This is a genomic window from Burkholderia sp. MSMB1078WGS (assembly GCF_001528895.1).
In the GTDB taxonomy this organism is placed as follows: Bacteria; Pseudomonadota; Gammaproteobacteria; order Burkholderiales; family Burkholderiaceae; genus Burkholderia.
Genome location: NZ_LPDI01000114.1, coordinates 142,787 through 156,143, shown reverse-complemented (window position 1 = coordinate 156,143; position 13,357 = coordinate 142,787). Strand labels below are relative to the sequence as shown.

13 protein-coding genes and 1 pseudogene are annotated in these 13,357 nt (G+C 69.2%); 12 read left to right on the top strand and 2 right to left on the bottom strand.

Features of this window, described 5'->3' with window-relative positions; genetic code table 11:
- Both WT24_RS31320 and WT24_RS31315 read right to left on the bottom strand, forming a co-directional pair.
- Positions 1–128, bottom strand: a pseudogene (locus WT24_RS31320) (ferritin-like domain-containing protein); the annotation flags it as partial.
- A 29-nt stretch (positions 129–157) separates the two neighbouring features.
- Positions 158–1,105: a fatty acid desaturase gene (locus WT24_RS31315; protein WP_060037127.1), complete on the bottom strand. Its 948-nt coding sequence runs from the start codon at positions 1,103–1,105 to the stop codon at positions 158–160.
- Positions 1,106–1,535: 430 nt separating this feature from the next.
- Here WT24_RS31315 and WT24_RS31310 point away from each other — a divergent pair, with 430 nt between their 5' ends.
- Genes WT24_RS31310 through WT24_RS31255 form a run of 12 tightly spaced genes read left to right on the top strand, consistent with a single transcriptional unit; the run spans position 1,536 to position 13,350 of the window.
- A complete protein-coding gene (locus WT24_RS31310) occupies positions 1,536–3,311 on the top strand; it encodes a fatty acyl-AMP ligase (protein WP_257127591.1) in 1,776 nt (591 codons plus the stop codon).
- On the top strand, positions 3,308–4,018 hold the full coding sequence (locus WT24_RS31305) for an ABC transporter ATP-binding protein (RefSeq protein WP_060037123.1): 711 nt from the start codon (positions 3,308–3,310) through the stop codon (positions 4,016–4,018). The genes WT24_RS31310 and WT24_RS31305 overlap by 4 nt, the downstream gene beginning before the upstream one ends.
- Complete coding sequence (locus tag WT24_RS31300) at positions 3,990–5,207, top strand: ABC transporter permease (protein ID WP_060037121.1); 1,218 nt, start codon at positions 3,990–3,992, stop codon at positions 5,205–5,207. The genes WT24_RS31305 and WT24_RS31300 overlap by 29 nt, the downstream gene beginning before the upstream one ends.
- Positions 5,204–5,947 carry an outer membrane lipoprotein-sorting protein gene (locus WT24_RS31295; protein WP_060037119.1) on the top strand — a complete coding sequence of 248 codons (744 nt, stop codon included), beginning with the start codon at positions 5,204–5,206 and terminating at the stop codon, positions 5,945–5,947. Before WT24_RS31300 ends, WT24_RS31295 begins: the two co-directional genes overlap by 4 nt.
- Positions 5,937–7,265 carry a hypothetical protein gene (locus tag WT24_RS31290; RefSeq protein WP_060037116.1) on the top strand — a complete coding sequence of 443 codons (1,329 nt, stop codon included), beginning with the start codon at positions 5,937–5,939 and terminating at the stop codon, positions 7,263–7,265. The genes WT24_RS31295 and WT24_RS31290 overlap by 11 nt, the downstream gene beginning before the upstream one ends.
- A 13-nt stretch (positions 7,266–7,278) precedes the next feature.
- Entirely contained in the window at positions 7,279–8,382 is a 1,104-nt protein-coding gene (locus tag WT24_RS31285; RefSeq protein ID WP_059498687.1) for a hypothetical protein, read from the top strand.
- A 58-nt stretch (positions 8,383–8,440) separates the two neighbouring features.
- Positions 8,441–8,695, top strand: a complete 255-nt coding sequence (locus WT24_RS31280; protein WP_011350104.1) for an acyl carrier protein — start codon at positions 8,441–8,443, stop codon at positions 8,693–8,695.
- 7 nt (positions 8,696–8,702) lie between these two features.
- The gene (locus WT24_RS31275) at positions 8,703–9,578 is read left to right on the top strand and encodes a hypothetical protein (RefSeq protein WP_060037114.1); all 876 of its coding nucleotides are present in this window, start codon (positions 8,703–8,705) and stop codon (positions 9,576–9,578) included.
- Between the two features lies 1 nt (position 9,579).
- Positions 9,580–10,209 (top strand): hypothetical protein, encoded by a 630-nt coding sequence (locus WT24_RS31270; RefSeq protein ID WP_060037112.1) that lies wholly within the window; start codon positions 9,580–9,582, stop codon positions 10,207–10,209.
- A gap of 1 nt (position 10,210) precedes the next feature.
- On the top strand, positions 10,211–11,194 hold the full coding sequence (locus WT24_RS31265; protein WP_059498690.1) for a ferritin-like domain-containing protein: 984 nt from the start codon (positions 10,211–10,213) through the stop codon (positions 11,192–11,194).
- Between the two features lies 1 nt (position 11,195).
- Complete coding sequence (locus WT24_RS31260; RefSeq protein WP_060037110.1) at positions 11,196–12,185, top strand: 3-oxoacyl-ACP synthase; 990 nt, start codon at positions 11,196–11,198, stop codon at positions 12,183–12,185.
- Positions 12,175–13,350, top strand: a complete 1,176-nt coding sequence (locus tag WT24_RS31255; protein WP_060037108.1) for a PLP-dependent decarboxylase — start codon at positions 12,175–12,177, stop codon at positions 13,348–13,350. The genes WT24_RS31260 and WT24_RS31255 overlap by 11 nt, the downstream gene beginning before the upstream one ends.
- Positions 13,351–13,357: the final 7 nt, after the last annotated feature.

Here is a 13,357-nt window from a genome sequence, read left to right as displayed (position 1 = left end):
TTGATCGTCTTCGCCTGCTCGTCGGTGAGCAGCGAAGCGTCGAACTTGTCCCACGGAATGTCCTTCTCCATGTCCCAGCGGACAGCTTCGAGCGATCTGAAAAGTTCCGGATAGAGCATCGTCGTCATCGTCGTCGCAACGCACTCGGCATCGGCGGTCACGCCGATTGCGTGGACGCCGGCGCGACCGCTTCGGCATCGGGCTCGCGGTCGTCCCGATCGTCGTCCACCGAGCGCGGCGACAGCCGGCCGCGCAGCAATGCGTAGTAGAACTGTCGATAGGTGCGGTGGTAATAGCGGATGCGCGGCGCGATCGCGCCATGCAGGTCGTGCAACCGCTCGATCGGCAGGCTCGGCATCATGTGATGCTCGACGTGATAGTTGTTGCCGTTCGTGAACCATGTCATGAACGCGTTGCTCTCGATCGTCCGCGTGTTGCGGAACGGGTCGGTGCTCGTCAGGTCGCAGCGGTAGTGCTCGGGCATCTCGACCAGCGCATGTACGGGCGCCGCGACGCACACGAGCGGCACGACCCACACCCAGACGGCGAACCACGTGTGCAGCGCGAACGACAGCGCGGCAAGCAGCGCGATCGCCACGGCCATCAGCAGGTAGTCGCGGCGAATCGCGCGCGACACGAGTGCGTTGTCGCCGAAGCGCGCGCCCGGCACGACGAGCTTCGCGACGTTCTTCGCGAACTGGATATAGTGCGCGGCCATCGACAGCCGCCACGCCCACAGCCCCACATTGACGACGGGGCTCGCGCCGTACTGGTCGCCGTAGTCGAAGAACTCCTTGTTCTCCGGCGTGCCGAGCAACCGGTGATGGCGCAGGTGGCTGTCCTGGTACGCGTGGAACGACACGAGCATCGGCATGCCGAGCAGCACGCCGAACACCATGTTCAGGCGCTTGCTGCGGAACCCCTGGTAATGCAACGCCTGGTGCTGCAGCTCGACGCCGTGCGCATACATCGCGCCGATCAGCAGGATGCCGACGATCTTCACGATCACGAGCGTCGACAGCGCGAACATCATCCCGTGCGCGACGAGCGCGACGTACACCGCCAGCTTCAGCGAGAAGACCACGCCGCTCGGGCGGCTCTTCATGTCTGCAACCGGTTTCGAGCGGGCAACAAGCGATGAGGTGACGGACAAGACGCTCTCCTTGAGCCGGACCCTGCCCGGCACGATGACGCGGCGACGCTGGCGCGCTGCCGGGATGCAATTCTTCTGTGAGTCGATGTTTCGGACAAGCGAATTTTCCGAACGCATTGCATGACGCCTGCGCATGAGCGAACCACATCGTGAACTAGACGACCGGTCGAATGAGACCGACCAGTCACCTCGCGCCCCGAGCACGCTAATCACGCGAATAAGGAACCTGCGCCGGCCTTGGTGGATGCGCTCCGCTCATGCATAGCCTGCATAGATTCCGTTTGTCGCAGCGGATCGATCCGGCAAGAATCCACCTCACTCGACGAACGGCGCCGCCGGCACCGTGGCGCGAGCGGCCGTGTTCCTCAAGGGGAGAACCCTCGTGACGAAGTACGCATCCACCATTCATCGCCTGATCGAATCGCTCGAGGACGTCGCGGGCGCCATGCATCGCATGACGTTCGTCGACGACGCGGGCCACGAAGCCGGCATCACGTACCGGCGCTTCGCGGAAGAGGTGTTTCGCCAGGCCGGTGCGCTGCGCGAGCTCGGTGTGCGCGAGAACGATCTGGTGATGCTCGCGCTGCCAGCATCGGTCGAGCATGCGGCCGCGATGATGGCCTGCGTGATGACGGGCGCGCTGCCCTGCACCGTGCCCGTTCCCGCGCGGCGTGCAACGGCCGGACGGCAGGTGGCGGACGTCGCGTGCGAGTTGTACCGGCCGCGCATCGTCGTTGCCGCGGATGCGCAGGCCGCGGCCTGGCACGATGCGGCGTTTCCCGCGGCGTCCACGCGCGTCGTCGATCTCGCGATGCTGTCGAGCGCTGCAGAGGCCGGCGCGCGTGCGCTGATCAGCGCGAAGAGCGGCCGCGATCCGCATCATGTCCAGCTCACGTCGGGTTCGACGTCGCATCCGAAGGCCGCGGTGCTCAGCCACGAGAACGTGATCGCGAACGTGCTCGGCATCGGTGGGTCGGTGCGCTTCGATATCGCGGCCGGCGACGGCACCGCGTCATGGCTGCCGCTCTATCACGACATGGGGCTGCTCACGCTGCTGTCGAACCTCCACTACCGCGCACCGCTGCTGATGATGCAGCCGAACAGCTTCATCCGGAATCCGCTCGGCTGGCTCAAGCGCATCGCATCGGTGCGCGCGACGACGACGTCGGTGCCGACCTTCGCGCTGCGCTATTGCGTGCGCCGCTTCAACGCCGCCGCGATGGATGGCGTCGATCTGTCCGCGTGCCGCAACATCTTCATCGGCGGCGAACGCGTCGACGATGCGACGCTGCGCGATTTCGCCGCGACGTTCGCGCCGTATGGCCTGGCGGCGTCGGCGCTGCAACCGTGCTACGGGATGGCCGAATCGACGCTCGCGGTATCGATGCACCGTGCATGGCACGAAGGCGCGGTCGACGGCGCACCGTACGTGATCGCCGACACGCTCGACCGGCGCGCGCTGATCGAGCGCCGCGACGCGCAGCCGGCCGCCGCGAACGACGGCCACGAGACGGATACCGAAGCGGACACCGAAACGGTGCTCGCGATGGGCACGCCGATCGACGGGATGGCGTTCCGCATCCTCGACGACGGCGATCACGCGCTGCCGAACCGTGCAGTCGGCGAAGTCGCGATCCGCGGCACGTCGGTGATGCTCGGCTACCTGAACCCCGACGACGGCACGATCGCCGCGCCGCTGACGGCCGACGGCTGGTTCCGCACCGGCGACATCGGCTACGTCGCGGACGGCCAGCTGCATATCCTCGGCCGCAAGAAGGAAGTGATCATCATTCGCGGCAGCAACTATTTCCCGCACGAGATCGAGGAAGCGCTGGCGTCGCACGGCGCGCTGCGCAAGAGCACGTGCATCGCGTTCGGTCTGCCCGATCCGGAAACCGGCACCGAACGGCTGGTCGTCGCGATCGAGGCGCGGCCCGTCGACGCCACGCCGCAAACGCGGTCCGAGTGCCAGCAGTTGCTCGCGTCGCGCATCGGGTTCGCCGCGCAGGATCTGTGTTTCGTCGAGCCCGGCTCGCTGCCGCGCACGACGAGCGGCAAGCTGCAGCGCCTGAAGTGTCGCGATCTCTATGCGAACGGCGCGTTGCCCGTGATTCCCGCGTCGGCCGCCGTCGAAACGGGCCAGGGAGCGTTCGCATGACGGCCGCGTCGCCTGGCCCCGTGCTCGAACTGCGCGACGTCACCCGCGTGTACGAGGGCGCGGGCAGCGTCGTCGCCGTACGCGGCGCGACGATCTCCATCGGCCGGCGCGACGTCGTCGCGCTCGTCGGCCCGTCGGGCAGCGGCAAAAGTACGCTGCTCAACCTCGCCGGCTTTCTCGACGTGCCGAGCAGCGGGGAACGCTGGCTCGAAGGCCGCCGGATCGACGACGCGCCGGACACGCTCGAACGGATTCGCCGCGAACGCATCGGCTTCGTGTTCCAGCAATTCAACCTGATTCCGGTGATGTCGGCGCTCGAGAACGTCGAGCTCGGCTGCTTCGCGTGGGGCACGCCGCGCACGCGGCGCGAACGCGCCCGCGCGATGCTCGACGCGGTGGGGCTTGCCGCGCGCGAACGACACCGCCCCGGCGAACTGTCGGGCGGCGAGCAGCAGCGCGTCGCGCTGGCCCGCGCGCTCGCCAAGGAGCCGGCGATCGTGATCGCGGACGAGCCGACCGCGAGCCTCGACAGCGCCAACGCGCGGGCGGTCGCCGAGCTGATCCTCGACACCAACCGCACGCTGGGCACCGCCTTTCTGATTGCGTCGCACGACGATCGTCTGTGCGCGCACCTGCCGCGCCGCATCGAGATGCGCGACGGCGTACCGGGAGTGAATCGTGAACTGGTCGACGTTTGCGTGGCGTAACCTCTGGCGCAACCGGCGCCGCACCGTGCTGACGATGGCGATGATCGGCGTCGCCGCGTTTGCGTCGAGCCTCGCGCTCGGCTACGTGATCGCGACGTTCGACGCTGTGCGCGAAGGGTCGATCGACAGCGGCGTCGGCCATGTGCAGGTGTTGCATCATGGCTATCTCGACCTGATCGGCGAACGGCCGCTGCAGTACGGGCTGACCGCCGACGAGCAGGCTGCCGCGACGCGCGCGATCGCCGCGCTGCCCGGCGTCGCGACGACCGCGCGCGGCATCGACTTCGACGGGCTCGTGTCGAACGGCGATCTGAGCTACGGCTTCGTCGGCGAAGGGATCGAGCCGAACCGCGAGCCGCCCGGCTTCTTCGACTATCACACGGTGCTGTCGGGCCGCTATCTGTCGCCGACGCATGCGGGCACCGAAGTCGTCGTCGGCGCCGAGCTCGCGCGCAAGCTCGGCGTGCACGTCGGCTCGGTCGTGCAACTGATGGCGTCGACCGCGCACGGCGGCATCAACGCGACCGACGCGCAGATCGTCGGCGTGATGAGCACCGGCAACAAGGACGTCGACGAACGGATCGTCGACGTGACGTTCACGGCCGCGCAGGCGCTGCTGCGCACCGACCGCGCGTCGCGCATCGCGGTGTTCCTGTCGAATACCGCGCACACGCCGGCCGCCGCCGCGACACTGCGCGCCGCGCTGCCGACGCTCGACGTGCGGACCTGGGACCAGCTCGTGTCGCTCTATCACCAGGTCGTCGCGCTGTACAAGAACCAGTTCTCGGTATTCGGCGCGATCCTCTGCGTGACGATCCTGCTGTCGATGAGCAACTGGATCCTGATGAGCATCGTCGAGCGGCGCCGCGAGATCTCGACGCTGCGCGCGCTCGGCGTGCCGGCCGCCACGGTGCGCGGCGTGCTGATCCAGGAAACCGCGCTGCTCGGCCTGCTCGGCGCGGCCGCCGGCATCGCGCTTGCGCTGCTGACGATGGTCGCGCTCAATCACGCGCAGATCCACTTGCCCGCGCCGCCCGGTCGCGTGAAACCGATCCTGCTCGAATTCACCGTGTCGCCCGCAGCCGTGGCCGCCGTCGAAGCCGCGTTCGTCGTGCTCGGCGTGGCCGCGGCACTGCTCGCGACGCTCGGGCTCGCGAAACGCAACATCCTCGAAGGACTCGCCCCATGAACCGCATTCGCGTAACGTTCGCCGCGCTCGTCGCGTGCGCGCCGCTCGCCGTCCACGCAGCCGACGTGCCGACGGCCCAGACCATGCTCGCCCGTGCCGACGCATACCGCAGCACGGCCGCCGACACGCAGACGAACATCCGGATCACCAACGAAGTCGGCGGACAATCCGGCGACGCGACCCGCTATCTCGTCTACACGCGCGGCAACGGCGACACGCTCGCGCTCACGCGCAGCGGCGAGAACGACGGCCAGAAATACCTCGCGACCACGCGCGGGCACTGGTTCTACGTGCCGAACACGCGCAGCGCGGTGCGCATCAACGGGATGCAGCGACTGCAAGGCGAGGTCGTGATCAGCGACATCACGCGCACGCACTGGGCGGACAGCTACCGCGCGACGGCGGCTCCGGGCACGACGCCGATCGACGGCAAGCCGGCCACCGAGCTCGACCTGACCGCGACCGACCCCGACAACGTCTACCCGACGATCAAGCTGTGGGTCACGCCCGATACCGACGTGCCGGTGCGCGCGCAGTTCTTCCTCGCGAGCGGCCTGCTGTTTCGCAGTGCGGATTTTTCCGCGCCGGTCGACGCGAACGGCCGCAAGGTGATCCGCAAGATCACGTATCGCAACGAGGTCGAGAAGCAGCGCGCGAGCGTCGTCGACATCCTCGACGGTCAGCCGCGCAAGATTCCGTCGGGCTGGTTCAACCCCGACACGCTCGCCGATGGTCAATGAGTACGACGCCGATGCCGACGCCCATCGTGACCGCCTCCGTTCATCGTCCGGCCGGGCCAGCCGCAACTGGCCGGGGATCGCGCTCGCCATCCCGCTCGCGCTCGGCTGCACGCTCGCGCATGGAGAATCGCTGATGGATCAGCTCGGCACGCTCAACGGTATCGGCTACGCGCGCTCCGTCGACAGCATGGACGGCCGTGCGCTGCTCGGCCGCCTGATCGGCGACTCGCCGCGCAACCTGCAGGAAGTCGGCCTGCTCGCACGCATCGACGGCGAAAACCTGTTCGCGAACGCGCGCGTCGTCGCCAGTAATCATTCGCTCGGCGCGCAAGCGAGCCGCTTCAACGAAGCCGGCGTGCGCTACGCGTTCGACAACGGCATCACGCTCACGGCCGGCAAGCGGATCGACGCGCTCGACACGTCGCAGGCGTTCTTCCCGCTCGGCTTCTTCCAGAAACGGGCCGCGACGGCCGACATCTACGACCGCTACGGCGACGTCGAAGGCACGCCGCTCGTCGAAGCGAAATGGGCCGGCGAGCAGACCACGCTGCAGTTCATCGCCGGCGAGAACCGCACGCTGCGCAACGACGTCGACAACCGCGACGTCCAAGGCGCGACGCAACTCGTGCGCGGCGCATACAACTGGTCGGGCGGCTCGGCCGCCTTGCTCGCCGGCCGTCACGCGGGCCGCGGCGGCGCCGGCGCGACGCTGTCGTTCGACGTCGCGCGCTCGAACACCGTCTATGCAGGCGCATGGCTCGAGCGCGGCACGACGCGACCGCTGCCGGCCTTCATCGCGGACGGCACGCCGCTCGATTCGGCGGCCGCGTACGACGCCGTCGATCGCCGCAACGATCGCCAGATCATGTGGCGCAGCGCGGTCGGCATGCAGAGCGCGCTGCCCGGCAACCTGTCGCTGATCGTCGAGTGGTCGCACGACGAGGCGCGTTACGACGCCAGCCAGTGGCGCCGGATGGTCGGCGCGGTGCAGGCGAACAACGCGCTGCTGCCCGTCGCGCCCGGCGCCGCGCTGGCCGGCCTCGGCGGCACGGCCAACTTCGTGAGCGTCGACGGCAGCCTGCGCGACTACCTGTTCGCGCGGCTCGGCAAGAAAATCGGCCGCGTCGAGTATTCGCTGCGCGGCGTCTATTCGCCGCAGGACAAGGGCCTGCTCGCGATCGCGCAGGTCGTCGCCGACGTGAACAAGCGCGTGAGCGTCGATGTCGCCGTCACGCGCGCATTCTCCGACAGCCAGTCCGAGTACCGGATGGTCGGTCTCGGCACCCGTATCGACGCCGCCGTGCGCGTGCGTTTCTGACAGGAACCCTGCCATGTCCACGCTTTCCGTTCCCGCTTCGACCGCCACGCCGCCCTCTCCGCCGCTGCTGCGCGTGGCCGACCAGGCCGCGTATCCGGTGCTGCGCCACCTCGACAACCTCGACACGATCGGCGCCCCGCCGCGTGCGGCGGCCCGGCTGGTCGAAGCCGCCGCCGTGCGGCTGCTCGACAGCGAGATGGTGATCGCGCTGCGCGCGTCCACACCGGACGTGCTGCCCGACGCGTCCGCGTCGACGCCGCTTCGGCACGACGAGGCGCCGCTCACCGAAGCGCTGCTCGAACAGATCGGCCGCGAAGGGTTTCATCACCTGTTCAAGCCGTTCATGCGCGCGTTCATCCGCATCATGTTCGGGCTGTTCTTCTCGGACGACCAGAACCGCCGCGCATGCGAGTGCATCGACGCCGGCCACAACTTCGCGTTCCTGATGAGCGACGGCGGCGGCCCGACGCTCGCCGCCTGGCGCACCGTCGTACGCAGCGACGACAACGGGCTCGCGCTCACGGTCGACAAGGTGTGGGGCATCGAGGCGCACCGCGACTGCATGGCCGTCGTCGCGGCACGCCTGCCGGGTGTGATGTTCCCGGCCGCCTATCTCGTGTGGCCCGACGAGTACCGAAAGCTGACACGCGCGACCTGCGGCGCGCCGTTCCTCGCGGGCAACCTGCAGCTCGCGAACGTCGCCGGCCAGGTACGCATCGCCGCCGAGGATCGCCTGCGGATCGGCGGCCCGACCGTGTTCAACAAATACCTGACCGTCGTGCGGCCGTACTTCGTCCGCGCGCTGATGGCGCACGTCGGCTGGCTCGAACGGACCGGCCGCGTCGAGCTCGACGCCGACGCACGCGCGGTGCACCGCTTCATCGCGGACGCCGCGCGCAACCAGACCGACGACGCGCACTACAGCTTCGGCAAGGTGCAGCGCGTGCTCGCGATCAAGCTGCTGTCGAACGAGTTCCTGAGCGCGCTCGTCCGCGACGGCAAGGTGCCGCTGTTCGACGACCAGCGCGATCTGCTGGCGTTTTCGAAGATGGAAGGCAGTTCGTACCGTTGTTATCACGAGCTTCGCAAGAGCCTGCGCTGCGAAGCCGGCAGTTGACCCACGCGACAGGCCGATCGATCCCGATCAATCCAACTCAACTTCAGGAGCTCCCCTCATGACGACCCAGAACGTTCCGGCCGACGCGCTCGACATCCTGTCCCGCGAAGTCGCGAAGATCCTCAACGTCGAAACCGTCGACACGGACGCCGGCATCGGCGAACTCGGCATCGATTCGCTGAACATCGTCGAGCTGATCGTGTTCTGCGAACAGCTTTACGGTTCGATCGATCCGGAAGCGCTGAACATCACGCAATACACGACGCTGCAGCAGCTCGACGCGCAACTGCGCCGCCAGCAGCACGCGGCCTGATACGGCGATGCTCGCGCCCCTTGCCCCCGCGGCGGCCGCCGTCGTCCAGCCGGCCCCGGCGACCGCGCTGACCGTGCAGGCGCTCGCGTACCGACGCGTCGCGCCGTCGCGCGACGGCGCGGCCGTGCCGCTCGACGACACGGCCCGCGCGATCGGCGCACTGGCGTGTGCCGAACGCGAGCGACTGTGCGGCGCGATCGCCGCGGACGACTACGTGGTCAGCTCGACGATCCTGTCGATGCTGCTGATGAACGACTCGCCGCAGCATCGCGTGTTCGCGCAGGCGCTCGCCGGTACGAACGACTACACGCCCGACTGGATGACGTGCTCGTACGAGTGCGCGGGCTGGGGCTACGTGCTGCGCCGCACGCTCGCGACCGCGGCCGAGACCGGGCCGCGCACGCTGCTGCTGCAGATCGTCGACATCGACGTGCACGGCTATACGTACTGGCACGGCAATCCCGCCTGGGGGCGCTCGGGCTTCGGCGTCTGCACGCTGCTCGTCGACGTCGGCCGCGAACCGGCGCAGTCGGTCGTCGCGGACGCCGCGCCGCCGGCCAGCGCGGTCGTGCGGCTCGGTCGCGACATCCGCACGTTCTGCGCGGCGCGCCCCGGGCTGCATGCGGCGCTGCCGTTCTTTCCGGCCACGTCGCGCCGCGCGCTGCTCGCGTCGGTCGGCAAGACGCCGCTGCTGCCGGACGGCCACGGCCTGTTCGGTCATGCGTTCGGCAGCGACCCGTGGCTGTCGGTGCTGCTCGCGCACCGCGACGGCGACACGCCGCGCCGCGCGGCCGTCTGCTCGCTCGCGCTGAACGGCTATTACGCGATCGCCGACGTCGCGTTCGCGCCGGACGCGACGTTCTCTCTCGACGGCGAGGCGTGACATGGTGCGGCCCGTTCACTTCACGTACCGGATCGCGCGCGACGCACGGCAGCCGGTTGCGGTCGCGGCCAGCGCATACCGGATGCCGCTCGACACGCCGGCCGACTATGCGCGCGCCGCGCTCGCGGAAGCGGCCGGCGATGCGTATGACGCTGGCAATACGTACGACGTGGCCGCCGGCGAACGCCGCGTGCTGCTCGACCACGTGCAGTATTTCGCATTCCTCGCGGAAATCACGGCGCGGATTCGCGGCGCCGTGCATCCGGACGCGCGCCTGTTCATCGAAGTCTGTGCGCCGTATTTCGGCGCGCTGCCGGCTGAACTGCTCGCGCCGCACGTGCTGCTCGGCGTGCACCTGTACGACGAAGCATTGCGCGACGCCGCGCGCGGCGCGCCGGTCGTCTGGATCGGCGACCGCATCCTGCGCGATGCGGAATTCGCCGGCGACAACCGCGTGTGCTGCGCGATCTGGCCCGCGCGGCTCGCCGATGCGTTCGACGCGCAACTGCGCGGCGCGTGGCCGGCCTATGCGATCCGGCTCGACCCGCACCCGGGTGCGTCGCGCGCCGCCGCTCCGTTCATCGATTCCGTCCATCATTCCGGCGCCGCCGCGCGGCCGGGGAGACCCTGATATGAATGACACGCTTACCGTGATGCAGGACACGGCCGATATCCGCTGGTCGATGCCCGTCGACGCGCTGATGTCGAACGACTACGCGCTGCGCGAAGAGGCGCTGAACCGGCTGTACGAGAAGGCGAAGGCCGCGCAGTGGGATGTCGCGACCGACGTCGACTGGCGCCACGACCTCGACCCGGCGAATCCGCTCGGCATGCCCGACCCGACGCTCCTGATCTACGGCACCGAGCTGTGGGGCAAGCTCGCCGACGCCGACAAGCGCGAGGTGCGCCATCACGCGCAGGGCTGGCTGCTGTCGCAGATCCTGCACGGCGAGCAGGCCGCGCTGATCTGCGCGTCGAAGCTCGCGTCGGCCGAGAGCGGCCTGAGCGCGCGGCTGTGCGCGGCCGCGCAGATGATGGACGAAGCGCGCCACGTCGAGGCATACGCGAAGCTCGTCAACGAGAAGCTCGACGTCAGCTACCCGATGAGCCGCTCGCTGAAGGGGCTGCTGCACGACACGATCACGAGCAGCGCGCTCGACATGACGAACCTCGGGATGCAGGTGCTGGTCGAGGGCATCGCGCTGTCGATCTTCCAGAGCGTCGTCGCGTACAGCACCGATCCGTTCGTCAAGGACCTGTTCTTGCGGATCCAGCGCGACGAGGCGCGTCACTTCGCGGTCGGCCGGATCACGCTGTGCCGCGTGTACGCGGAGATGAGTGCGCACGAGCTGCGCGAGCGCGAGGAATTCATCTGCGAAGGCGCGGCCGTGCTGTACGAGCACCTGTGCGCGGACGACATCTGGGAACCGATGGGGCTGTCGAAGCGCGAATGCAGCGCGATGGTGCGCGAATCGCCGGTGTCGAGCTCGATCCGCCGCTCGATCTTCCGGCGCCTCGTGCCGACGATCCGCGAGATGGGCCTGCTCACGCCGACCGTGCAGGCGACCTTCGAAAAGCTCGACGTCCTCGACTACGCGGCGATGCCGCTCAACTGACATGACGATGCCCTCCCCCCACGCATCCCGCGACGCCGGTTTCTGGATCGGCGTCGACGCAGTGGCCTACGAGCTGCCGGGCCCGCCCGTCGATATCGAGGCCTGGGCCGCCGAGCGCGACTATCCGGCGCAGCGGGCGGCCGCGATCGCGCAGTCGGGCAGCCGCTATTTCCATATGGCGCTCGACACGAGCGAGACCGATCTCGCAATCGCGGCCGTCGGCCGGCTGCTCGACACCGCGCGCGTGCATCCGTCCGACGTCGGCGCGATCGTGCACGTGCACACGCAGCAGTTCAGCGTGCCGCCGGCGCCGCGCAGCCTGCCGCATGAAGTGGCCGCGCAGTTCAGCATCGAGCCGCTGTGGCTCGGCTCCGTCGCGCAACTGAACTGCGTGTCGGTCGCGGCCGGCATCGAGACCGTGCGCGCGCTGATGCGCCGCCATCCGCAGCTCGATGCGGCGCTCGTCGTTTCGTCCGACCGCGTGTACGGCGAGGATTACCGGATGCGGCAGATGACGGGCGTGCAGTGCGACGGCGCGGCCGCGATGCTGATCGCGCGCAACAGCACGAAGAACCGGCTCGGCGGCATCGCGATCGAGACGCACGCGAAATGGCATCGCGGGTCGGACACCGTCGCCGCGAACGAGGCCGACCTGATCATGATGGAGTGGCCGTACACGCGCCGCGCGATCGACGCGGCCGTCGCGCTCGAGCCGCATGCGCTCGACGCATACGATCTCGTGCTGCCGCACAACGCCGATCTGCCCGGCTGGAACGCGCTGTGCCGCGCGATGCGCGTGCCGGCCGAGCGGCTGTATGCGGAAAACATCCATGCGCGCGGCCACGCGTGCTGTTCGGATTTTCCGATCAACCTGGCCGACGTGGGGCTCGATGCACTCGCGCGCGGCCGGCGCGTGCTCGGCGTGATGCAGTCGAACTGCGGCGCGTATGCGGCCGCCACGCTTCATCCGGTAGGTCGCCATGACGCCTGAGCGCCCGCTTCCGCCCGCCGGCGACTACGCATGGATCGCCGACCTGCGCACGCCGTGCTACGTGTACGAGCCGGACGTCGCGATCGCCCGCTACCGGTCGCTGAAGGCGCGGCTCGGCACGCGTCTGATCGTGTCGCTGAAGGCGAACCCGAACCAGGACATGCTCGCGCGTTGCGCGCATGCGTACGAGGACGGCGTCGAACTCGCGAGCCGCGGCGAACTCGACGCTGTGATCGGCCGGATCAAGACGCCGCGCTACCTGAACAATCCGTCGATGGACGAGATGTTCATGCGCGCGGGGCTCGCGTCGCGCTGCCATTTCGTGCTCGACAACCCGGACGCGGTCGCGCGTTTCGTGCCGCTCGCGCGCGAAGCGGCGGCCGGCGGCAGCACGCCCGGCGCGGTGCTGCTGCGCGTGAACGCCGGCGCGCTGGCAGGCGTCCACGCGAAGGCACTGTGGCACGACCACTTCGGGATGACGCCGAACGAGGCGCACGACGCGGTGCGCACGCTCGCGGCCGCCGGCCTGCCCGTGGCCGGGCTGCACGTGTTCTCCGGCCCGCATTCGTTCATCCGCCAGGACGCGACGCAGCCCGACACGCTCGTGCTGCCCGAATTGCTCGCGGCGCTGGCCCGCGATCTCGCGCCGGCCAACGGTGCGCCGCTCGGCGCGCTGAGTCTCGGCGGCGGCTTTGCCGACGATCACCCGGGCGACGCCGCGTTCGAACGCTATGCCGCCGCGCTCGCGCCGCTGGCCGGCCGGTATTCGCTCGCTCACGAATCCGGCCGCGCGATCTTCGCCGATGCGGGCGTGTTCGCGACGCGCGTCGTCGCGGTGAAGGCGTGGCAGGACCGCACGATCGCCGTCTGCGACGGCGGCCTGTCGCATGCGTTCCTGCTCGCGCAGACCGAATCGGTGATGCGCCGCCTGGCCGCGCCGTCGCTCGTGCGCCGCGCACCCGCGCCTGCGCCTCGCGGCGTGCCGACGCTCTACGTCGGCAGCACCTGCAGCCGCGCGGACGTGATCGGCCGCGACGACACGGGCGCGCCGCCCCAGGTCGGCGACATCGCCGTGTTCGCACGCTGCGGCGCGTATCACCGCACGTACTCGATGGCGCATTTCCTGTCCCACGAAGCCGCGCACGTGTACGTGCGGCCGGCCTAGACCCTCC